This is a genomic window from Streptomyces cyslabdanicus (genome assembly GCF_052663305.1).
Genome location: NZ_JBQRUW010000065.1, coordinates 35,095 through 57,426 on the forward strand (window position 1 = coordinate 35,095; position 22,332 = coordinate 57,426).

The 22,332-nt window shown below is 70.6% G+C and carries 13 protein-coding genes; 3 read left to right on the top strand and 10 right to left on the bottom strand.

Annotation, left to right across the window (positions count from 1 at the left end; translation table 11 throughout):
- Positions 1 to 137: 137 nt before the first annotated feature.
- Both ACTYVM_RS33005 and ACTYVM_RS33010 read right to left on the bottom strand, forming a co-directional pair.
- Positions 138 to 1,028, bottom strand: coding sequence for a DUF6083 domain-containing protein (locus ACTYVM_RS33005; protein ID WP_445529497.1), 891 nt, complete (start codon positions 1,026 to 1,028; stop codon positions 138 to 140).
- A 160-nt stretch (positions 1,029 to 1,188) separates the two neighbouring features.
- Positions 1,189 to 1,452 (bottom strand): helix-turn-helix transcriptional regulator, encoded by a 264-nt coding sequence (locus ACTYVM_RS33010; RefSeq protein WP_445529498.1) that lies wholly within the window; start codon positions 1,450 to 1,452, stop codon positions 1,189 to 1,191.
- A gap of 520 nt (positions 1,453 to 1,972) precedes the next feature.
- Between ACTYVM_RS33010 and ACTYVM_RS33015 the strand changes: the two genes are divergently transcribed.
- A complete protein-coding gene (locus ACTYVM_RS33015; protein WP_445529499.1) occupies positions 1,973 to 2,701 on the top strand; it encodes a hypothetical protein in 729 nt (242 codons plus the stop codon).
- Between the two features lie 131 nt (positions 2,702 to 2,832).
- Here the strand turns inward: ACTYVM_RS33015 and ACTYVM_RS33020 are convergent, their stop codons facing one another.
- The 8 genes from ACTYVM_RS33020 to ACTYVM_RS33055 all read right to left on the bottom strand — a co-directional run bounded on the left by ACTYVM_RS33020 (position 2,833) and on the right by ACTYVM_RS33055 (position 17,016).
- The gene (locus tag ACTYVM_RS33020; protein WP_445529500.1) at positions 2,833 to 4,068 is read right to left on the bottom strand and encodes a DUF2399 domain-containing protein; all 1,236 of its coding nucleotides are present in this window, start codon (positions 4,066 to 4,068) and stop codon (positions 2,833 to 2,835) included.
- Positions 4,068 to 9,077: an SbcC/MukB-like Walker B domain-containing protein gene (locus tag ACTYVM_RS33025; RefSeq protein ID WP_445529501.1), complete on the bottom strand. Its 5,010-nt coding sequence runs from the start codon at positions 9,075 to 9,077 to the stop codon at positions 4,068 to 4,070. Before ACTYVM_RS33025 ends, ACTYVM_RS33020 begins: the two co-directional genes overlap by 1 nt.
- Positions 9,074 to 10,369: a DUF2398 family protein gene (locus ACTYVM_RS33030; protein WP_386714525.1), complete on the bottom strand. Its 1,296-nt coding sequence runs from the start codon at positions 10,367 to 10,369 to the stop codon at positions 9,074 to 9,076. The genes ACTYVM_RS33025 and ACTYVM_RS33030 overlap by 4 nt, the downstream gene beginning before the upstream one ends.
- Positions 10,366 to 11,850, bottom strand: coding sequence for a DUF2397 family protein (locus ACTYVM_RS33035; RefSeq protein ID WP_351343770.1), 1,485 nt, complete (start codon positions 11,848 to 11,850; stop codon positions 10,366 to 10,368). Before ACTYVM_RS33035 ends, ACTYVM_RS33030 begins: the two co-directional genes overlap by 4 nt.
- A 283-nt stretch (positions 11,851 to 12,133) precedes the next feature.
- Positions 12,134 to 13,480: an AAA domain-containing protein gene (locus ACTYVM_RS33040; protein WP_386714531.1), complete on the bottom strand. Its 1,347-nt coding sequence runs from the start codon at positions 13,478 to 13,480 to the stop codon at positions 12,134 to 12,136.
- Complete coding sequence (locus ACTYVM_RS33045) at positions 13,470 to 14,936, bottom strand: hypothetical protein (RefSeq protein WP_445529502.1); 1,467 nt, start codon at positions 14,934 to 14,936, stop codon at positions 13,470 to 13,472. Before ACTYVM_RS33045 ends, ACTYVM_RS33040 begins: the two co-directional genes overlap by 11 nt.
- A gap of 41 nt (positions 14,937 to 14,977) precedes the next feature.
- Entirely contained in the window at positions 14,978 to 16,123 is a 1,146-nt protein-coding gene (locus ACTYVM_RS33050) for a hypothetical protein (RefSeq protein ID WP_445529503.1), read from the bottom strand.
- A gap of 50 nt (positions 16,124 to 16,173) precedes the next feature.
- Positions 16,174 to 17,016 (bottom strand): hypothetical protein, encoded by an 843-nt coding sequence (locus ACTYVM_RS33055; protein ID WP_351343782.1) that lies wholly within the window; start codon positions 17,014 to 17,016, stop codon positions 16,174 to 16,176.
- Between the two features lie 134 nt (positions 17,017 to 17,150).
- On the opposite strand from ACTYVM_RS33055, the gene ACTYVM_RS33060 reads away from it, so the two are divergent.
- Together ACTYVM_RS33060 and ACTYVM_RS33065 are read left to right on the top strand one after the other, a co-directional pair.
- Complete coding sequence (locus tag ACTYVM_RS33060; RefSeq protein ID WP_445529504.1) at positions 17,151 to 18,473, top strand: metallophosphoesterase family protein; 1,323 nt, start codon at positions 17,151 to 17,153, stop codon at positions 18,471 to 18,473.
- Complete coding sequence (locus ACTYVM_RS33065) at positions 18,470 to 21,658, top strand: AAA family ATPase (RefSeq protein WP_445529505.1); 3,189 nt, start codon at positions 18,470 to 18,472, stop codon at positions 21,656 to 21,658. The genes ACTYVM_RS33060 and ACTYVM_RS33065 overlap by 4 nt, the downstream gene beginning before the upstream one ends.
- The last annotated feature ends 674 nt before the right edge of the window (positions 21,659 to 22,332 follow it).

The following is a 22,332-nucleotide window of genomic DNA, read 5'->3' on the forward strand; positions in this document are numbered from 1 at the left end:
GCCGGGGCTGCGCGCTCTGCACCGTCATCAGCCGGGTACGGTCCGCGTTCGCGGCCGGCCGGACGCTTGCCCGGGCGTGCCGAGCTCGGTGCAGGTGGCGGGCCTTGGTGGGGTGAGCTCGAGGGCGTGGAAGGGCGTCATGGGCGGGCTGTCTCGCGTGTCCTGCCGGTGGGGCCTGGGCGTCGGGTGCGGGGCAGGCGGTTGTGGATGTGCTCGTGGTGGGCCAGGGGGTCGAAGGGCTCCCAGTCGGCCACTGCCAGGTCGGCGGCGGTGGGGATGGTGGCGTGCTGCGGGCAGCGTTGGGTGCGCCAGCGTAGTTGCTCGGCGTACGGGGTGGCGCTGAGGTCGTAGATGGCCATAACCGCGGAGGGCAGGGCCAGCTGCCCGCTCGTCGCGGTGGCCGGGACCAGCCTCCAGGTGCCGGCCGGGGTCTCGGGGGAGAGCAGAGTGCTGGTGCAGCGGTGACGGCGCCGGGTCTGGGCGATGCACTGGATCTCGTCCACCGGGCGGGCGGCGAGGTAGCGCACGTACAGCAGCTGCACGACGGGGCGGGCCGGGCGGCAGGCCGCCGCGTCCCCTCGCTGGGCCGGGCTGCCCGGAGAGGCCGGGCACGGAGTGAAGGCGCTGGCGTCGATCAGACGACGGGTGTTTACGGCCAGCGACCGACGCAGCCCCATCAGCTCGGGAGGGGGCGGGGGAGTGTCGCGGGCGGGGCAGACGGCGGCGTGCGGCAGACGGCACCAGCTGCTGCCGTCTCCACCGGGGTAGGCGACACCGGAGCTGACGTGCCAGCGGCACACGGCGGGCACCTGGGCGGCCGGAAGTTCGTGCGGATGGAGGCGGACGGGCCGCTGAGTGCCGCGGTGGTACCACTCGATCCGGTTGCCGCACTCGCGGCACCGGTCGCCCTGGCCGCAGCGCAGCAGCCGGCTGACGCCGTCGGGGGAGACGTGCAGGGAACGGCGCACGCGGTGGGCGAGAGGGCTTCCGTCCCAGCGCCGGGCCGGGGGAGGAGGTGTGGAGCGCATGCGGACGAACCTGCCAGCCAACACGCTGGATCCGCGGCAGCAGCTATGCCGGATCGCCCGGTCAGCCTCATACGGTGCGACTGGAGTGCGAATGCATGATTGCGTGTTCGAGAGGGTCTCGCCGGTTCGGGTGATCTGCGACAGGCGCTCGGGCAGGGAGTCAGTCCTGGGCCGGGCCGGGCAGGTCGTGCCCGCGACACAGGGTGCTGAAGAGCTCGTCGAGCGGGGTGTTCAGGGCGTGAGCGAGGGCGTGCCAGGTCTTCAGCGTGCCGATGGTGCGGCCCTGCTCGATCTCGATGACGGTGCGTCTGGCCAGGCCGCTGCGGGAGGCAAGCTCGTCATGGCTCCACCCGCGCGCGGCCCGCAGGCGCGCGAGTTCGAACCGCAGCGCAGTGAGGTCCGGATCGGGCGGCAAGATCGTCACCCGTCCATCCGACGGTGCAGGCCCCTGCACTGCCAGTGCATACCTCTGCCCTATTTTCCCAGGTGACAGCGCCCGCAACAGGGCAGAGGTCTGCACTACGGTTAGCGGCCGCCCCACCCAAGAACGGGACCGGCGCGGACGTGACAAGGAGGAACACGCGCCCATGAGGCTGCGCCCAGCATGTCCGACGACACCACGCGCCTGGACCGTGGAACTGCGCCCGCACGCCGGCGGGCTTGCTCTCGTATGCCGGCAATGCCCGCACGCCAGCGGGCAGATCACCGCAGCGTCCGCACGCGCAACCGCCCTCGCCCACCTCGCACGGCACGCACGCGGCAACCTCCTCCCCTCGCACCTACGGATCTGCCAATGTCATGAACGTGGCTGCCACTGGCACCCCCGCCACCGCGGCTGCGCTGGCCCCATCCGCCTCCTCCTCGCACGCGAAAGGGGCGGACGACTATGGCGGCTCGCCGACGCCTGCAGCGCCTGCGCCGCAGCGACAGCACAGGCCGCCGTAGTGCCCGACACCGTCCTCGCCCACGTACCGCTGCACCCGACAACCGCCCGGCGGCGCAGACGCCGCCCCAAGGGGCCCGGCGAACAGACCCGGGTACGTGAAATCCTCAGCTACCTGGCCGCTGCCCTTCCAGCCGGCACTTCGGCCGCCGCGCGCCTGCTCGCGCTGCAGTGCGCGCTCCGCGTGAACATCAGAATGCACGTCCGGCTGCCCAATGGCGTGCTGCGGAGCCTCCGCCTCAACGCCGTCCAGGACCCGTGGCGCGAGCTGGAGCACGCGCGATGGCTGCGCATCATCCCCGGTAACGCGGCCAACGAGGTTGTTGCCGAGCTACTCGACGCTGCGCTGCTAGGCCAAGCCCCGGCCCGCCCCGATCGGATGCGTGCCGCGGACTGGGCGCTGCGCGTCAGCTCCTCCTCGACAGCAAAGGTAATCGGACCGTTGCCGCAACTGGCGAGCGCCTACCTCTCGGCACACGCCAACCCGCAAGAAGGCAGCGGCCTGAGCGAGTTCGACCAGATGGCGCGCGCCTGTGGCGTCCCGCTCGTGGAACTGCCCACCCTGCTTGACCAACTGGCAGCAACCGGGCTGCTCAGGTCATGGCAGGCCTGCCCAGACTCGGGAGACCTGCACTGGACCCTCGCGCGCGGAAGGGGAATCCACGACACCAGCCGCCAGTACGACACAGCCGCTCCAGACAATACGGATGAGGCAGGAGCACGATCTTGAGTGTGCGACAGCCGCTCGGGCGAAAGAGACCGTGGCAGGCTTGATCTTGAACAGGACGTCGTCTGTCTGGCGGACGGCCGGCCTCACCGGGACCGGACTGTCCCTCACCCCAACGACTTCATGAGTCAAGCTCAGTAGGTGGAAGCGGGTGGGAGGAGGCGGTCCAGAACGGCGTCGTGTTCTTGGAACACCACCCGCCCCACGTTGCGCAGTTCGCGGGCGAGCTGCAGGTCGATGTCTTCGGCGGGTAGCGGGCCCAGTAACACTGCGGATGGGTGGATTCCGGCGTCGTGGAGTGTGGCCAGGTCCATGGCGATGAGTCTGGCGCCGTACAGGCGGGCGACGGTGTGCGCGATGGCGAGACCTGGCCCGTCCAGGTCGCCTGCATACCGCAGCGCCACGCCCTGGTCGACGGCGAGTTGCAGCAGGGCGTGGTCGACGGCGCGCAACTGTCCGCTGGTGCATGCCAGCGGCGCGGTGTGGCCGCAGGCGAGGGCGGCTTCGAGGACGGAGGGGTTCTCCACCACGGTGAGGACCTGGGTCGGGTCCAGCCGTGGGGAAGTGCGGGTGAGGTCGAACAGGTGCAGTGCGACCGGGGCGACGGCGTCGCGTAGGCGCTGGTCGACCGGTCCGTCGCCGATGGCCTGGACGTGGTGGAGCAGCACGGTGGCGGTGAGCCGGTCAGGGACGACTCCGGTCTGCTCGAGCAGGGCACGGATGCGGTCCGGCCGTGTCGGCTCGACCTGTCCGGTCAGTTCGGCGACCAGTGTGACGAGTCGACTGCCGGCGAGGGTGTCGAGGTCGAAGAAATGGGGATCGCCGGCGGTGTCGTGGGCGAGCTTGGGCAGCGAGACCGGAGGGTCGGCCGGCAGCCGTGTTGCCACAGCGGCGAGGGCGTCGACCAGCTTGCGCACCCCTGTGCCATCGTCGACGCCGATCCCGGCGGCGCGCATCCGCGCGACCAGCCCCGGACATGCTGGCAGCTGTGCGGCCGCGTACTGCCACACATCCTGGCGCAGCGCCGCGTCGCTCATGCGCTGCCGTGCGCGGTCGATCACCGGCCGTCCCACGGCATGCTCCACCAGTGCCACCAGGTCCTGTGGTTCCAGCTGCAGCACCTGGCGTAGCGCTCGTACCGGCACTCGCGCCCCGCGGGCGTCCACGACCACTGCGGAGGTGCCGCGCCGCAGCCGCCCTGCGTCGTCCAGCCACGCCCGCAACGCTGCTATCCCCGCCGGCGGCAGCCCGGTCACCCGCACACTTGCCATTGCTGCCGGATCCGTCCCGGCGCACAGCCGGTCGTGCACGGCGGACCACAGCGGGGCCAGTGCCTCATCGTCCGCGACCCATTCCCATGTCGTGCCCATCAGTCGGCCATCCCGCCGTCGAAGCCCAGGCCGAGGTCCAGCGTCAGCGGCTGCGCTTCGCCGTGGCCCTGCCACAGCCACGGCACCGTCACTCGGTGCTTCCCGCTGGTGATGACCTGGTGGATGACGACCTGCCCGGCCTCCTTCTTGATCACTGGGGTCATCGAGGGGGCGGTCGCCAGCACGTCGAACTCCCACCGGCGCAGCAGTCCCAGCATCTGCCGAAGGTTCGCGTCGTCGAACGCCGCATCCAGCTCGTCGATCGACAGCAGCCGCGGCCCGCGGTACTCCCCGCTGTACATCGACCACGCGGCCGCCAGCAGGGGCAGCATCGTGGCCAGGCGCCGTTCCCCGGTCGACAACGTCTCCAGCGGGTTCATGCCGCGCGGCTTGACCTCCTTGAAGCGGTCACCGTCCCCATCGCTGAACGAGGAGTGTGTCACCGAGATCGTCCACTCGTGCCAGGCCCGGTAGTCGAAGGTGTGCGCGACCCGATCCGCCCACGTGTCCCCGACGGACTCGTCCATCCGCTGCCGCAGCACGTCATACATCCGCTCGAACATCTCGTCCGAGGGGGGACTTTTCACCAGTTCCACCATGGCCTTCGCGTCCGCGTCCTTGCGCACCGCCCACTCGACCTTCACGCCGACCCGGGCCACCCCGGTACGCACGTCCGCCAGGGTCTGGCCGATCTGCCGCACCAGTTGCTGCGCGAGATCCTGGCGGACCTGAACGTCGCGCTGCAGCTGGGCGAACATGCTGGTCTTGATGGCCTTCTTGATGTCGGCGCGCAGGTCTTGCTCCAGCTGGGCGACTGCCGCGCGCAGTGCCTCCACCGCTGCGCGCAGGTCCTGGCCGCGGGCGGCGGCCGGGTCGGCGACCTCGGCACGCTGCCAACCGGTGCCCGAAATGTTGGTGAGGATGACCTGGCGGTTGAACCGGGCCAGTGCGCTGTTGGCGGTGCGGGCGGCGCCCTCGAGGGTCTTCAGCGCAGCGTCCCGGGCCCGGGACGCCGCGGCGAGCCGGTCCGCCCCCACCCCCGCGCCTGGCCCGGTGGGGCGGTCGGCCAGCAGGTGCCTGGCCCAGGCCAGTCCCGCGGTCAGGTTCGCGGGCCGGCCCTCCGGCCCGGTGGAGATGTCCTCGCCGACCAGGGCCAGGCCCTCGTCGACGAGCCGGCCCAACCGGGTAAGGCAGGCATCGCGGTGCTCCTCGGCCGCCTGACGCAGCGGCGCGACCTCATCCAGCCGCGCCCGAGCCGACGCCGCGTCAGCAGCAGCCTCTTCCTTGGCGCGTTGCAGCTCCTCCACCCGTGCCCGGGCGCGGTCGAGCGCACCGGTGACCTCCTGCAGCGAGGCGCGCAGCTCCTCGTACTCGGCGCCGTGCAGGCGCCGCATCTCCTCGACAGCCGCCTTCTCGCGTCCCGCGTCCACGGCGGTTTGCTCTGCCTCCCGGGCGGCGTCGGCCGCCAGGGTCCGCCAGCGTTCGGCGGTTGCCGCGTCCTGGCGTGCCCGTCCCGCGAGGTCGATCACCCGCCCTGCGGCGCCCCGCCAGGCCTCGACCTGCCGAAACATCAAGGTGGTGTCCTCGCGGTGGGCATCGGCCGCCTTCGGATCCGTGGGCAGTACGGTGCCGCCCCCCGCGTCGGCTGCCCGGTTCAACGCCCGCAGCGCCTGACGCACGGCCTCGCCGGCCCGGCGGTGCCGCTCGCGCGCGTCGGCCGTGCGCCTGATGGAGTGCTGCAACTGCTCGCTCGCGTCGTCCTCCTGCTGTTGGGCCGAGAAGACCTGATCCAGCGGCGGGAAACCGGCCTGCTCGGCATCGGCGTGCGCCTGGGCGTCCTTTGCCTGCTCCCACCCGGCGTGACTGGCGGCCGCGGTCCCGGCCGTCTCCCGCGCCGTGCCTTCAGCCGCCCGGGCTGCGGCCAGTGCCGCGGTCGCCACCTGTTCGGTGTGCCGTGCCTCCTGGGCCAGCAGCTCCAGCGCGCTGCGGCGCCGCGCGGCAGCCGCGTCCAGGGCGTGTAGTGCCTGCGCCAGCCCGCGTTCGGCCAGGCGGATGTCCTGGGCGGACCGGTTGCGGGTCTCCTGCAGCGCCCGGAGGAGGCCCTGCCACCTCTCACGGGCCTGCTCCCACCCGGCGGGGGAGGGGAACCGGTCCCGCTCCATCGCGGCGGCGTTCACCCGGGCGCGAGCGCGCGCAGTCTCCTCGCGTGCCCGATGCAATGCCCCCTGCGCATGGTCGAGTTGCTGCTCCAGGCTGGCTACGTGCTGGAGCCGGGCGCGTTCGCGGGCACTTTGCCCGATGAACCGCGCCTGGTAGCCGGCCGGTGCGACCGCGGTCGCCACCGCGATCGTGACCTGATCGTCCGCCGACGGGTCCAGGGGAATCGACTGCAGCAGCTGGTGGACCCGCTCGGGGGCGATCCGGCCCTGCGCGTCGGGCCGGAGTACGTCCGCCAGACTCGCTCCCGACGCCGCCGCAGCTCCAGGTCGCAGGGTCACATCCCCTGCCACCGCCTGTCCGTCGGCACGGACCAGTGCGTCCAGCAGGCCACTGACCAGCAGAGCACCCTCGAGGCGATCTCTGGCCTCGTCAGTCAGGTGTTCGGCGAAGTCCACCAGCGCCCACAACGGGGTGCCGTCCACGGGCTGTCGGCTGCGCCACAGCGGTGCCGGTGGCACCGGCGCCGCTTGTCGGGCCTGCTCCAGCTGCTGCTCCAGGTCGCGGACTGTCTCCTGCGCGAGTCCCGCCGCTTGGTCGGCGGCGTCCACCGCACGCTGGAGCCGTCCGGCGGCCGCTGCGTGCGCTCGCTCCAGGGACACCTGGATCTGCGCGACTGTCTGCGTGGCGTCGACCGTGGTCCCGTCCCCGGCTGGCTCCGGCACCATGCCGACGTCGATCAGTACCGCGTCATGCCGCCACCGGCCGACCAGGCCCTGCCACTGCTCCCAGGCCGCCACGGCCGCCGATCCGGCCCCGTCCGCTGCCTCCTGAGCCTGCGCGACTGCGGCCTCCGCCTGTGCGACCTGCCGCAGGTGCGTCTCCTGGTGCTGCTCCCGGGCCACCTGCTCGGCCGCGTCCTGCTCCAGGGCCTCCTCCTGCGCCCCGCGCAATGCCTTCGAGGCGTGCTCGGCCGCGCTGAGTGCCTGCTCCCACAGCGTGCGTGCCTGCTCCCATGCCCCGGCCGCCTGCTCGGCCACCGCGCGGTCCGCGACTGCCTGCCGATGGTGCCCTGCCGCGTCGATCCTCGCCCGCGCCTCGCCCGCGACTTGAGCGAGCCCTGCTGTCAGTTTCCCGACGGGCAACCGCTCCCCGTCGCCGCGACCGTCCCGCACGAGCAGCTCGAGGGCGGGACCGCGCAACTCCACTGCCTCATCTGCCCACTGCCGCATCTCGTCCAGCAGCGTGTCCTCGGCCCGCGCCCGCGTCCTGCCCTTCTGGTCGGCCGTGGCCCGGTCCGTTTCCTCGACCCCTTCGGCCTCGCGCAGATCGGCCGCCGCCGCGACTTCCATTCCCTGCGCCGTCGCATGGTCTCCGAGCGCGGCTTCTACCTTCCGCATCTGGGAGATCCGGGTGTCCACCCACGCCAGCGGTGCCGCGCACGCCTCGTCGACCACGCCTGCAGCCACTGCCGCGGCCTCGGCCGCCACCAGCCGCTCGTCGAGGGTGAGCAGTCCCTCCAGGGCCGCATCCGCGCCCAGCCGGCCCCCCACCACCCGCAATGGCCCGGACACCGCCGACACGGCGCCCTGCGCCGACCGGACGCCATCCGCCGACTCCCGGGCGGCGCCCTCAGCCCGGGAAGCCTCGCCGCCGACCTCGTCCGACCGTTTGGCCGCCGTGCGGGCGGCAGCGGCCAGTTCGACCGCCCGCTGCTCACGCTGCGGAAGGACCGCGCCCGCGTGTCCACGCAGCTCCTCCTCCGCCGCGTTCTTGCGACCCTCCAACTCCCCGATCTCGGCTCGCGTCCCGGCCAGCAGCTCCACGGCCTCGGCTTCCCGCGCCCCGGCCTGCTGCGCCTCCTCACTCGCCTGGCGCTCACGCCTGGTCTGAGCGTCGAACCCGGTGTTCGCCGCGATGAGCGAGGCGGCCTCGACCACCGCCACCGCCTCCACGTACCGGCGATACGCCCGTTCCGCGCCCTGCAGCAGCTTCTCTTCCGCCTGGGCACGCTCCAACTGGTCCTCGAGTTCGGAGATCCGCTCCATTGCCTGAGCGATCACCGTCAGCCGTTCGCTGTCCAGCGCAGGCAGTGCGCTGGACAGCAGCCGGCCCATCTCGGCTGCGGAGATCGCCTCGGCAGTGCGCACACTGCGCAGGCTGCGCAGCACTCCCACCAGCGCGTCGAACTGCACCTCGTCCAGCGGGGCGAACAACTCCTCGCGTACCGCCCGCCGGTAGTCGTGCTCGTCCCCGACCACCCGCAGATGCTCCGACAACCGCGCCCGGTTCGAGGCCGCAGACGAGGAGCTGGAGGTGAAGGCCTGCCCCTGACAGGCAGCCAATTGCGCTGCGAGGTCACCGATCCGCACCGGCTCCCGGTCCACCTGCAGACTCAGCTGCTCCCCGACTCGTCCCCGCGCCAGGAAGAACACCCGGTGCACCGTCTTGCCGACTGCCCTCAGCCACAACCCGGTCGTCACATACTCCACAGTCCCGCCATCGGTGCGCCGCCCGTACTCCAGCCACCACACCCCCGTGCGGTCCTGCTGTTCGTCCCGGTCGGTGTGCCGGCTCAGCAACGTCCCCGCTGCCTTCCCCGACACCGACAAGGCGGTCTGCGACACATCCGCGTCCAACAGCACCGTGACCAGCATCGATGCCGACAAGGACTTCCCCGACCCGTTCGGTCCCGCGAGTGTCAGCCACCCGTTGGCGAACAGGAGTTCCTCCTCGGCCCAGGCCCAGGAGTTCACCACTCCGGCCCGTGTGGGCTGCCAGCGGCCCTCCGCGACCGGCATTCCCAGCCCAAGACCACCGGCCTGGAGGGGCCCGTTTCCGGCGATCCTCACACGTCCCCCTCAGCCGGCTCGGCACCGGACGCCTCGCCGGGCTCCGGCCCCGCTGCTCCACGGGCGGCGTGCGCCACCCGCACCCGCCACAGGTGCACCCCGGGCGTCGCCTGCCACTGCTCCGTCTCACCTACCACCGGAACCAGCAGCCGCGCGGCCGCCAGCTCACTAATCGCTGCCCGCGCCAACGCGGGAAGCTGCGCCTTGTGACCGGCCGCCCAGTTCGGCATCACCGCCCGCACCTCCTCCAGTAGCTCCACTACGTCGCCCACCTGCACCACCGAACCAGTCCGGCCCCGCTCGGACAGATGAGCCAGTAGCGCCAGCGCGGCCTGCCGCTCCATCCGCCGCCCGTTGGGGAAGTCCATTGCGGTCCCGAGCCCGCTGGGATTGGTGACCTCCCACCAGTCCCGGCGCACTGTCACCCCCAATCCCAGGCTGGCCAGCAGTGCCAGCCCCCGCTCCCGGCCGGCCAGCGTGTGCAGGTATGCCGTCCCCGGCGTCTGCTCGTCGAAGGGATCCACGCCCGGGTCGTCCACCAGCCGCCGCAGCGCCTGCAGCCGCCGCTCCTCCAACGACGCCGTCTGATCCGGCTCCGGCGTCATCGGGTCGAGCAGCGAAGCGGTCGACAATGCCGCCGCGTGCTCCTGCGGAGGCAGCGCGTCCAGGCCGAGCAGCGCGGGGGACAGTGACGAGAACCGTGCCGCCAGCCGGTCCCTCGAGGCCGTCACCACAAGGTCAGCGTCCTCGTCCATCACGACCCGCTCCAGGTCGGAGTCGGCCTCCACCGAACCCTCGGCCTCCAGCACCTGCAACGCGTCCACCAGGTTCTGCCGGTGCCAGCGGGCCTCCTGCTTCGACGTCCCCTCCCCTGCCACCCACTGCACCCGCGGCAGCCCACCAGAGGTAGCCTCCTCTGCGCACACCTGCGCGAGCGCCTGCATCAACTCCCGCACGCTCAACCGCGGCCGCCGCCACAACTGCTCGCACACCAGGCACACCAGCACCAGCGCCTCCTGGGACAGGAGCACCGGACGGCCTCCGCCGCGGGTTACCGAAGGCCCCCGGTCGCCAGGGACATCCACACGCCGCTTGTGCAGCCGGACCAGCTGCGCCACCTCCAGTACCTCGAACGTCCAGCCCAGTTCCGACCGGAACAGCCCCGCCAACGAGGCTTGCCCCTTTACAGCCGCCCGGTACAGCTCCGGCTCAGCCTCGGCGCGAAGCCGTCCTCGATCCGCCAGCACCCGGGCCGCATCCCGCAGATCGGCCTCCAACACCTCGCCGCTCATGCCGCCCCCTGCACATCCGCTTCGTCGGCCCGCTCGCTCGCATCGACACGGATACGCAGATCCGGGCCGGTCAGCACCCCTTCGGCCAACTCCACCCGGACCTGCCGGTCTGCCATCCCCGGCCGTACCCGCACCACGACGTTGGCCCCCTCGGCCACCGCAGACCCGAACCCCAGCACCGGGTCGAATTCCTGCAGCGCCGCCTCCACCGCCCGCAGCAAGATCACCGAGGCATCCGCTGCCAACCCCGCGAAATGCTCCAGCCCCACCTCTCCGGGCGTCACCAGCACCCGGGCAAACCGGCGGCGCAGCTGCGCCTCCTCGCGTGCCTGCGCCAGCGCGCCCTCCCGGTCCACGGTGGTGTCCGCCAGCTTCCGGGGCCTGCCTCCAGGCTTCCCCACCCGCTCATGCTCACGCAGCGTCACCTCTACGCGGTGCACCGTGAGTCCGGCTGCAGCCACCGTCGCATGCGCCACGTCCTCCTCGGCCGGCCCGATCTGAGCGTGCCACGCCGGCCAGTCCCCAAACGCCGCCCCGTACACGCGCCGCGCCTGCTCCTCGCCGCCCTGCCGGTGCAAACTGCGCGCCACAGAGCGGAAGTCAGCCCCCAGATCCGCACCCCGCCTCCTGGCCGCGTATCGCCGGTCGATCGCGATCAGGAGCGTGTGCACAGCACCAGTCGCCGAAGCGATCAACCGGTAAACCGTCCCGTCCGGCGTGAACCACGCCTCCAAGTCGGCCAAGCGACGCATCCGCTCGTCCACCCAGCGCTGCTGCTCGGCCGGATCCACCAGCCCCGCGTGCACGGCCGCGGTCTCCACGACCGGACCGTGGCCCACCTCCCGCAACGCCGCCAGCGCGTCCCCCACCCGCCGCAGCGCCCGCCCATACTCCCGCGGGAACTGCCGCAGCGCCTCGAGCACCCGGTCCCGGTTCCTGCCGAACACGTCGTCGTCAGTGACATCGGACTGGACCATCTGCGCCAGCGCACCGTAGAAGTCGGCCGTAACCCGCTGGAGTTCGTCGATCCGGGTCCGCACATCATCGAGATCACCTGTCAGCAGCCCAGGATCACTCGTGAAATGCTCCAGCATCCGGCGGACCGTCTGCTCCACACCGTCCAGCAGCCGGCTCGGCAGCTGCAGTGCACGACGGGAGTCCAGCACCGCTGCCCGTACGGCGGCTACAAGCGCCCGACCCCGCAGCGTCAACGCCCAGGCCTCCTGCCGCGAGATCACCCCGCGATAGTTGCGCACCGGCGCCGCATAGTCCCTGAACGGCTTGGCCAGCTCCCACTTGGCCAGTTGCTCAAGCGACGACAGCAACTGCTCCTCGGCCAGCCCATCGTGGTAACCCACGGTGCGTAGTTGCTCGAGGATCTGAGCCGGTGTCCACATCGGGCCGCGGGTAGACAATTCCTCCAACGCAGCCAGCAGGGCCGTATAGCGTTCCCGCACGAGGTCCTCGGGCAGGGCGAACACAGTCCAGTCGCTGGACAGAACGCTCCGCCACCACTGTCGCGATTGATCCATTCCACCCCTCGCCTCGTACGTTCCCCACGTGTACAGAGCTTCCTAGCTTGAAGGCCATCGCTGACAGATCTCCCACGAATTGGGAACAACGGCCGTTTCCCGCCAGGACACAAAGCGCCACCCATCAGTACTTCGCCGTCCCGGCCGCCGGTACTGACGAATCCCAGAAAAAGAATGGATTTTCGATTTCGACGTGAGAGCTGCATGCCCGCGTCAGGGTGTTGCCCGGGAGTCATGCGGCGACGCGGTGCTGGGAGAGTTTTGCCAGCATGACCTGATTGGCTTCCCAGCCGTCGGGGAATTTGGCCGGCACGGACAGGTGCACCGGATCCATCGAGGGGTGGCTGTCGAGGAGGTCGGCGATGCCTTCGCGGGCGACGACGATGCATGCCTGCCGGTGGCGGGAGGCGAGGACACACAGCCGTCCGGTCTCCAGGTGGAAGGCTGTGGCGTCCCGGCGGCCGGACAGCGGGTGTACGACGATGACGACTTCGAACTCGCGGCCCTGCAGCCGGTTCGCGGTGTCGACCGCCACATCGGGAGCGTCCGGGTTGCCGGTCCGGGTGAGCGCGGTACGGACCAGGTCGGCCTGGTCGCGGTGGGCGACGCCGATGGCGATGTCGCCGGCGTTCAGGGGGCGGCCGCCGCGGTGGCGCTCGCAGGTGGCGACCGCTCCCCGGTCCAGCAACCGGCCGGCGAGGTCGGCCGCGGTCTGGATGGTTTCGGTGTCGGTGCGCGGGACGTGGCGGCGCTTGAGTTCGTGGAGGGCCCAGCCGGTGGTGAACGCCATCGTGAGGGTCTCGTCCAGGTCTGTGCTGCCGAACCCGGCGGTGCGGAACTCCAAGGCGCGTGTGCCGTGGGCGGTTCCGGCGGTAAAGCCGGTGAACGGGTAGAAGGCTTCATTGACGGTGGGCGCGGCGGAGGACGGGAGGCGCCAGGACACCGGCAGCCGGTGCACGGGGATGCCTCGGTTGTGTTCCAGCATCACGCTGACGCCGTTCTGCGTCGGGTCGTGCGGCAGCCCGATCCAGCGTTCGGTGCCGACGATCGTGAACGGGTCCAGCTGGCCCGGGTCGCCGACGAACAGACCACGGTCGAACCGCTCGACGATCTGAAGCAGCATGTCCGAACGCATCTGGTAGGACTCGTCCAGAATCGCCCAGCCGAACTTGCTGTCGCGGACGGTGGCCCACTTGGCGGCGGTACCGACGATGATCCGGCATCCGGCCAGGTCACCCAGGGTGCGGCCGACGGTCGTGTTCGCCAGGGCACCCAGGGCCGGTGGCGGGCTGTAGTCGCTGGCGCTCAGGCGGCCGAGGGGGAGGTCGGGGTGCGTCGTGGCGAGGCGCTCGATCAGGTCGTCGACCTGGTTGTTGGTCTGGGCGACGATGATTGGGCGTTCGCCGCATGCGGTGAGTTCCTGGGCGGCGCGGACCACCAGGGTGCTCTTGCCGGCGCCGGGCGGGGAGTCGACGACGACGGCCTTGTGCCGAGTGTCGGCCAGGTCGGCGAGGATCGCCGCGGTGGCGGCGTCTGCGGACGCTGCCGGGTCGGGTGCAGTGGTGTCGTCAGTCCTCATGGCCCCACTCCTCTGCGGCGGCGTCCTCGGGTACGGCGGAGTCGGTGTCCGGCTCGTCGGGGCCGGGGCTGTGTGTCCACGGGGTGTGATCGGATGCCGGGAACACGGGTGTCGGGCGCCAGCCCGGGTCGGGAAGGTAGGCGAGGCGCTGGCCGGGCTCCGGGACGGTGCCCGGGTTCGGGGTGCGGGAGCGTCCCATGCCGCCGGTGACCTCCACGGTGACCAGCGTGGCGTCGCCGTCGGGGTGGACGGAGGCGATGACGGCCTTGTGGCCTGCCGGCATGGACGGGCTGATCAGTTTGGTGCCGGCGGCCAGCCGTACGGGGTCGTCGGTGCGGACGGTGACGTACGGGCGTGGCACCCGCCTGTTCTTGGCCGTGGTGACCACCCGGCCCGGCTCGCTCTCCTCGACCGTTCCCGCGAACGCCTCCCCGGCGCTGCGCCGGTCGGCCAGCACGAACGGGTCGTCGAACGCCATATCGGCTTCGAAGTCGGCCAGCGCTCGCTCCAGCCGGCTCAGGCGTTGTGCCGCGCCGATCGCGGTGTCCCGCTTGCGCTGGGGAAAGCCGCCGCCATCCCGGTAGTCGGAGTAGGAGGTGAAGGACACGCAGTCGCGTTCGAAGCGCTTGGCGGTCCGCGGCGCTTCGGGGACGGACCGCAGCAGCGATATGGCTGTCCACATCATGCGCCAGGTGGGCTTGACCTGTTCCGCGACCAGGTCGCGCAACTCGGCCTGGGCAGTTGCCAGCGTGTGCGGGTCGCCGAGGGCGTGGGCCGCGTCGAACCGTTTGATCGCAGGTGCCAGGTGCCGGTTGTCGAACTCCGGGGACGTCGCCGGGCCCGCCGGCGGGCAGATGTCCGGATTCTCCGCGTCGGCCAGGGCTTGCTCGACGCTCAGCCCGTCCGGGGGCGCGATCCAGGCCATGAGCGAGGCCAGGTTCTGGTCCTCCAGCGTGCTTTGGCCGGTGGCCCAGTGCTCGCTGAGCATCGCGGTGACGGGCAGCAGCATGGAGGTGCCGACCATTTCGGCGGTGTCGACCAGGTACGTCAGCCACATGCCGAACTCGGGGACGACGTCCGGTACGGCGTAGGGGCCGGACGTCGAGCGGAAGCGGCACATGCGTCCGAGGTCGGCCAGGGCTTTGATGCCGCCGTGGTTGGGGACGAGGATCTGCGGCGCGTCGCTGTAATGGGAGCGCTCGCCGTCGCCGCGGCGGTCCTGGCGGTAGGAGTCGATGTACCTCATCACGATCTGGCCCAGGTCGGCGGCGAACGTAAACCTCTGATCGCGGTTGCGGGGTTGCGGCACGACCAGCAGCGTTATGTCCCTCTTGGCGGTGCCGACCATGGCCGCCAGCGGAGCTCCGGCTTCTCCGGCCATGGTCAGCGGGATGATCACCAGTGGCCGGCCCGACAGGCGCCGGTGGCGGAACTCGGTCTGGTGTACCGCCTCCATGGTTTCCATTGCCTCTACGTGCGCCAACGCCGACAGCATGCTCACGCGGCACCCCCGGACGCTCCGGTCAGCTCGGCGCGCAGCCGTGCGGCGTGTCGCAGCGCGGCGGCCATGTCGCTTTGGTCCGCGGTCGGTGTCAGCTGCCCGCGGGCCAGTCCGAGGGCCATGGTCACGGTGTCGATCCCGCCCAACTGTTCGCGCACCGCCGGGCCGAGGACGTCCAGTGAGGCTTCCGCGCGGACGCGGGCGCGGCAGTAGAACGCCATCTCGCAGTGGTTCAGGCAGTCCGGGCGGTACGTCGCGGGCACCTGTTCCAGCGCCTCGGCCAGTTCTTCGGCCGGGCGGCGGGGCCGCTTGTTGTCCTTGTTGATGTCGAGGTCGAAGGTGAGTCCTTCGGGCAGCAGGTCCACGAGGTCGCTGATGCGCTCGATGCGGGCCAGCTGACGGGTCAGGGCGGATACCTGCTTGCGGGCGTCGACGAACGCCGCGGTCGGGCGGTTGGTGAAGTCCTTCGGTGCGACCAGCACGATGGTGTCGGACACGGCCTCCGGGCCGATCCCGGCCTCCTCGAGGAGAGCGCGCAGGGCGATGACGTATGCGCATGCCTGTGTGGTCGCCGACCGCACCTGCGCCGGGTCGGCCTGCCCGTCGATGATCGGGAAGCTCTTGATCTCCACGATGTAGAAGCGGCCGTCGATACGGAAGGCCACCAGATCCGGCTCCAGGAACGCCTCCTGCCCGCCGACCTCGAGGTACAGCATCGGGTGGTCGAACAGGGTGCCGTCGCCGGTGCCCTGGGCTGCCTGCAGCAGTGCCTCGGCAGTGTGGTCGCGGCGGGTCTCGTTGCTGCCGTCGCCGCCGACGTCGTTCAGGTCCCGGTATGCCACCTCGGGCAGCGTCAGCTTCAGCGTCTCGCGCAGGACGCGCAGGAGTTCCGCGCAGCCGTTGTCCTTCACCATTGCTTCGAAGGTGTTGCCGCGGGCGAAGGCGAAGGCGGACTGGCCGAAGGGGGAGGGGTAGCCGGCGTGCTCGGCGATCGCGGCCTTGTCGGATCCGGAGGCGTCCAGCAGGGCCCGCAGCGTGCAGCGCGGGTTGTTTTCCAGGGCGGCCAGCGAGCGGGCGTTGTAGGGCCGGCGCTTTGCGGATCCGCGCAGCGCGTCCAGTCGGTCGTCGACGGGTGCTTTCACGGTGTCGGAGATCCTTGCAGGGGAGAGGGGATTGTTGTTGAAGGAGAGGGTCAGGCCCGGGCCCGCAGGTGTGTGACGCCCTGCGAGGGTGCGCCGAACAGCTGCTGGTCGTCGCTCAGCGACTTGCGGGCCCGCCGCGAGGCCTCGGCCCGGGCGGCTCGGTCGGCGTCGGCGTGCACGTCCAGCTCGGCCTGGGCGGCCTCGATCACCTGCTCCGGATCCAGAGCATTCTCGTGACCGGAGGCGCTTTTCGGCATTGCGTCGGGGATGTTCACGGCGAAGCGCCACAGCAGCCGCAGCGCCTCCGGGCTGGGCCCGCTTCCCGCGGACTGTGCCGCGGTGTGTACCGCCTCGGCGATGCGGATCGCGCCGGTGAGGAAGTCGACGCGTGGTGAGTGCGGTCCGATGATGCGCTGTTCCAGCGTCCAGGTGCTGATGGTGACGAGCGCCCGCACCGGTGTCAGCAGGTCGTGCGCCAGTGCCGGGGGGAGGTAGTACGGCCGGGCGCCGGGGCTGGAGCGGTAGGAGCGCTCCTCGTCCCGGCGCAGGCTGGACAGCTTCGACGCGGACAACTCGCCCGGGAAGAACGCCTCGTGCACGCCGACGATCAGTTTGGGGGCGGCCGGGGTCCCGAGCAGCATCAGGGCGCGGTGGACGTGCTCACGTGCCGGGAGCTGCGCTCCCCGGGCGGCCGGGGCCGCTTCCAGCGCGAGCCGGGGCGGTGCGGGCGCCGGTTCGTCGGCGTCGAGGAGGGCGTCCCAGGCCCGCTCGGCACGGCGCAGCTGCGCCCGCAGCTCGCTGGCGCGCTCGGTGTCACCGGCGGCGGAAGCGTCGCGGATCGCACGACGCAGGGTGCTGATGCTCTTCTCCAGGGCGTCCAGCGGATCACTCATGCCCCAGACGCTACCAGACTTCCAGAGTTTTCCAGACTCCTTCCTGAGGTTCGGTGTACAGTCGGCGCCACCGAACCTCCGGCCGAGCGGCGCAGCCGCGGCCGCCCGCCGACCGTCCCCCTGGAGGCGCCCCCGTGACGGCACGCGTATTCCACACCTCCGACTGGCACCTGGGCCGCCAGATCGGCCGCTACCGACGCGACGCCGAAGTTGATGCCGTCCTGGACGAAATCATCGACATCGCCGACGAGTTCGCCCCCGACCTGATCGTGCACAGCGGCGACCTGTTCGACAGCTCCCGCCCGGGCCTGGACGACATACGCCGCGCAGCACAGGCACTGCGCCGCCTCGGCGCGATCGCGCCCGTGGTCGTCGTCGCCGGCAACCACGACACCACTCACGTTCTGGCATTCGTGGAGTACGTCCTCAACGACATGGGCAGCCGCGAACACGAACAGGCCCGGGTCCGCTTCGCCACTGACGCCCGCCCCGGCCGGCTGCTCGTCGCCGACTACCCCGCCAACGACGGGGACCTGACGCTGCGCATCGGCGCACTGCCCTACCTGCACCCCAACCGGTTCACCTATGACTTCGCCGATCCCGCCCTGACGACCGCGACCTACGCCCAGCGGATGCGCACCGTCCAGGCCGACGCCTACCGCCGCCTGACCGCGGGGAGCGGCGCCGGGGACGTTCTGGTCTTCGCCGCTCATCTGTTCGTCGAAGGAGCCGCCCCCTCCTACTCGGAGAGGAAAATCTCCATCGCCGACGACTACGCCGCCGCAGCCACCGACATGCCCGGCGTCGCCTACGGGGCCCTCGGCCACATCCACAAGCCGCAGCGCGTCGCCCGCGCCGGATTCCCGGCCTACTACGCCGGCAGTCCGCTGCAGATGGACTTCGGCGAGAGGGGCGACACCAAGAGCGTCGTGCTGGCCGAGATCGGCCCGGGCAGGGAGCCCCTCATCGAGACTGTGCCGCTGACCGCCGGCCGTCGTCTGATCCGCCTGGAAGGCACTCTGGAAGAGATCGCGCAGCGCGCTGGCCGGGTCGGAGACGCGTGGGTGAAAGCAGTGGTGAACGTCGAAGCCTTCAACCCGTCCCTGTCCAACACCCTTACTGCGATGCTGCCGCACGCGACGATCGTCGACGTCGAAGAACGCCGCGCCGATGCAGCCCACCGCGTGCTGGACCGGGAGACCTCCACCAGGGAACTGCCGGGCATCGAAGACCTGCTGCGTGACTATCTGCCCGGCCGCGGCACCACCGGGCTGGCCCTGGACCGTGTCATGGCCGCCTTCGCCCAGCTGCAGGCCGAACCCGACCCCGACGATCCCGCACCGTGCTGCGAGGAGAACCTGCTGACCGCCGCCATCGCAGGCCGCCCCCTCGACAGCATCGACCACTCCGGCCTGCTGACCGGCACCGACACCAACACAGCGGAGGCGGCACGATGAAACCGCTGGTACTCGCTCTCACCGGATTCCGCAGCTACCCCAGCCTGGCCCGGATCGATTTCACCGGCAAGAGCCTGGTCGCAGCCCTCGGCGACACCGGCGCCGGCAAAAGCAGCCTGCTCGACGCCGTCGTCTTCGCCCTGTTCCGCAAAAGCACCTGGGATGCCAGAGAACCCCGGCATCTCATCGCCGATGGTGCACAGGCCATGAGCGTCGAGTTCACCTTCCTGCACGACGGACAACGCTGGCACGTACACCGGACCATGCACGCCACTAACCCGAACGCCGCCCGGCACCACCTGAAAAACCTGGACACCGGCGAGGAGACCGACGGCGCCACCGCCGTCGACAACCGCATCAAAGCGGTGCTGCAGATGGGCTACGACACCTTCCTGCGCGTCGGACTGCTCCCACAAGGAAAGTTCGACCAACTCCTCACCGCCACACCCAAGGAACGCAGCCCACGGCTGCGGGAACTGTTCGGCGCCGAGTCACTGGAACTGGTCCAGCAGATGGCCGCCCGCCACAGCCACACTCTCCAGGCACTGCTGAGCGACGCGAGAGCTAAACGCGCCCCCATGCCGGACAACCCCAAGCAGACTGCCGCAGAAGCCGGCGCAGCAGCCGACGCAGCCACCGCCCATGTTGAACGGCTGAAGACCGCCATCGAGCGCATCACCGCACTGCGGAGCGAGGTCTTGGCAGCCCGGGCCACCGCGGCGTCGGCCACCAGCACCGCCGAAACACTGTCAACGTGCGCAGTGCCCGACGCCGGAGCCGTCCTCAACGCACTCGAGCCCGTCGCCACCGACATCGCCGCACGCCACGACGCCCTGGACCAACGCGCCGTACAAGCCGCAACCCGTGAACTCGAACTGACCGCAGCGATCACCGCGGCAGACGCGGCAGGAGAAGGCCAGGACGCGCTCGCCCAAGCCGCCATGATCCTGAAAACCCTCGCGGCAGACGCCGAGGAACACCGCAGTGAGCGTGACCGGCTCGCCATACTCGCCGAACAACTCGCCGACGAACGCGACGCCATCACCGAAGCCGAGGCAGAACTGGACGAGGACGCCGAACAAGCAAAACCGCTGGCCGAGCAGGCCAGTGCCGCCGCAAAGACGAGCAACCAGATCCGCACGTGCGCCACCACCGTCCGCACCGCGCTGACCACAGCCCTCACGGCAGCCCGCCGCGTCGCCGGCACCGCGAGCGCACACGCCGCCGCAGTGGACCGGCGCACATCCGCCCGTGACGATCTCGGCCCAGTGGAGGCGAAAGCAGAGGCAGCACGCAAAGCTGTCAAGGAAGCCGACACTCATCTGGAGGCGCTGCGACAACGCAACACGGCTGCTGCGCTCGCCGCCGAACTGCGCCCCGGGGACGACTGTCTCGTATGCCACCAGCAGGTCCCGGACTACTTCGCACCCCCGACGGATACTCATACGGCCGAGCTGGCCGCGGCGACGGACCGGCTGAGCCGGGCAAAAACCGCACGTGACACGGCCGTCGAACGGCTCGCTAAAGCCCGCGCCGATATGACCGCCGCCGAAGAGGCGGTCCTTGCACGCGAGAGAGAGCACCACAGCGCACAGCAGACAGCACAGGAGACCAGTGCAGACGCGGTGCGCGCCTTCGCAGACCTCGCTGCTCTGGCCGCCGAAACCGACGCAGGCTTCGACGCCGAAGCAGCATCACTCGCACTGACCGCTGCCACCGCAGCCTTGGCTGCCCCGACCGCTGATGGCCCTGCACCACTCGAGCAGAACACAGCACCGATCGCCGACGCGATCGCCGCATGCGAGCAGGCAGCCGTCAGGCACACCGAGCAACTGCAGGCCGAAGGGCATCGCCGCATCGCCGAGGTCGAAGCCGGCCGCAAGGCGCTGGCCGAGCGCACGCGAGCCCATCAACGCCACACTGAAGACACCGCGAAGGCCTCCGCGCTTCACACCCGTGCCGTGGCCAGGACCACCGCCCAGGTCAGCACGCTGCCCTCCCGCATCCAAGCGATGCTGCCGCACGACGCGATCGCCATCCTCGCCGATGAGGCAGCCGCTGCCGCCGCCGCTGTCACCACCCGGCAGGCAGAAGTCCAAGAGCTGTTCGACCAGAGGGAAAAGGCAAGGGCGGAGAACGCCGAGGTACTTGGCGAACAGCGTGCCCTCGACAAGGACACTCAGGTCCGGCTGGAGCACCCGCTGAACCAACTGCGCGGCCGACTGGACGTGTGGGCGCAGGCCGTCACTCAGGCCCTCACGCATCTCGATGCCTCCGACCAGCACCAGGCGCCGAAGGCACCGGCCCAGTCAGAGATCGCCGAAGTCCGCACGTACCCCTCCGAACTGTCGACGACCACCTCAACGCTGAGTGACAAGCTCACCCAGCGTGCCGTCGCCGCCGCAGACCACGCAGCCACTGCCCAGAACAGCCTCAGCGAGTGCGCCGCCGCACTTACCGATGTCGACGGCTTCGATACCCACGCCGATCTGACAACACCCGAAGCGCTCCACCCCCTCGTTGCCGCAGTCGGACAGGCAACCAAAGAAGCCAAAGACCAGCGCCAGAAGCAGCAGGAAGCGCAGGACCTGATCAAGCCGGCCGCTGACCTGGACTTCGCCATCACCGCGGGCAAGGCCCGCTGTGAAGCCCTGGAAGTCCTGCGCCGCGAACTGGTCGACGCCAAGTTCCTGAACCACGTCACCATGCTGCGTACCCAGACACTGCTCGGTGTCGCCAGCGACCTGCTCGGCCAAATGTCCGACGGGCGCTTCGGCTTCGCCGACAGCTTCGACATCGTCAGCCGCAACTCCGGCGTCGCCCACCCCCCGAACCGGCTGTCCGGAGGAGAGAAGTTCCAGGCATCACTCGCCTTGGCCCTGGCGCTCGCCGAACTGCACTCCCGCAGCGGCCCGGCCCTCGGCTCCCTGTTCCTCGACGAAGGCTTCGCCGCCCTCGACACCACCGCACTGGACTCCGCCCTCGAGGTACTGCGCACCCAAGTCAACGGGAATCGCCTTGTCATGGTGATCAGCCACCTGCAGGCTGTCGCCGAGGCCGTCGACGACGTGCTGCTGGTGGAACGGACGCCTGCCGGATCGTCCGCCCACTGGCTCACACCGACCCAGCGCGACGAACTGGCACAAGCCGACCTGGTCAGCGGCCTACAAACAATGGCGCGATAGCTGCGCCGGAACCTCTTCGACGAACACGTCGTCTCACACGGTCACACTGGCCCGCTAAAACGCACCTGTTCCGGGGTTTGTAGTGGATGTCGTGTAGATGGTGCTCGCGGGCGACGGCTTCGGGGGGCAAGTTTCATGCGGAAAAACGACCTCCCACGCTCCCGGAAGCCTCCAGAGGCAAGGATTCCTACCTAAATACCGCCGGCAGGCAAGGAAAGTGAGTTAAAACTACCGCTCATGACGGCCGACTACGGCCGCGCAGGCCGGACCCTCCCGGGCTGCGCTGCAGCGGACAGCAGGAAGCCATGCGACCGCCGCTGCTGCTTTCCTATCGCGCGCCCGGGTACCCGCCCGGCGGCGGTCCGCCAGCCGGCCTGTCCGAGCTTGCCGACGGCCAGGTCGGCATCGCTGCCGCGGTCCCGGTCCGTCCGGCCGCGTTGGCGGGGAAGGGCGAGCCTGGCCCGAGGACTCGCCTGGGCGTTTGGGCAGGGCTGCCCGGCGGGCACCGGGGCGGGGCTGATCTCGATTCGCGTGCGGCTCTGTACGTGGGCGCAGCACGTGGGCAGTATCAGCGGCGCCGGCACGGCTGCCGGGCCGCGAGGTACTCGCCGATCGTGCGAGGGCGGGACCGGATCCGCCGGTTCTCGTCCTCCTGGCCCCACCGATCGATCATC

Bases quoted from the DNA above. Each gene is read 5' to 3' on its own strand.
- ACTYVM_RS33005 (WP_445529497.1), bottom strand. From the start codon at position 1,028: ATGCGCTCCACACCTCCTCCCCCGGCCCGGCGCTGGGACGGAAGCCCT.
- ACTYVM_RS33020 (WP_445529500.1), bottom strand. From the start codon at position 4,068: ATGGGCACGACATGGGAATGGGTCGCGGACGATGAGGCACTGGCCCCG.
- ACTYVM_RS33030 (WP_386714525.1), bottom strand. From the start codon at position 10,369: ATGAGCGGCGAGGTGTTGGAGGCCGATCTGCGGGATGCGGCCCGGGTG.
- ACTYVM_RS33040 (WP_386714531.1), bottom strand. From the start codon at position 13,480: ATGAGGACTGACGACACCACTGCACCCGACCCGGCAGCGTCCGCAGAC.
- ACTYVM_RS33045 (WP_445529502.1), bottom strand. From the start codon at position 14,936: ATGGAGGCGGTACACCAGACCGAGTTCCGCCACCGGCGCCTGTCGGGC.
- ACTYVM_RS33055 (WP_351343782.1), bottom strand. From the start codon at position 17,016: ATGAGTGATCCGCTGGACGCCCTGGAGAAGAGCATCAGCACCCTGCGT.
- ACTYVM_RS33065 (WP_445529505.1), top strand. From the start codon at position 18,470: ATGAAACCGCTGGTACTCGCTCTCACCGGATTCCGCAGCTACCCCAGC.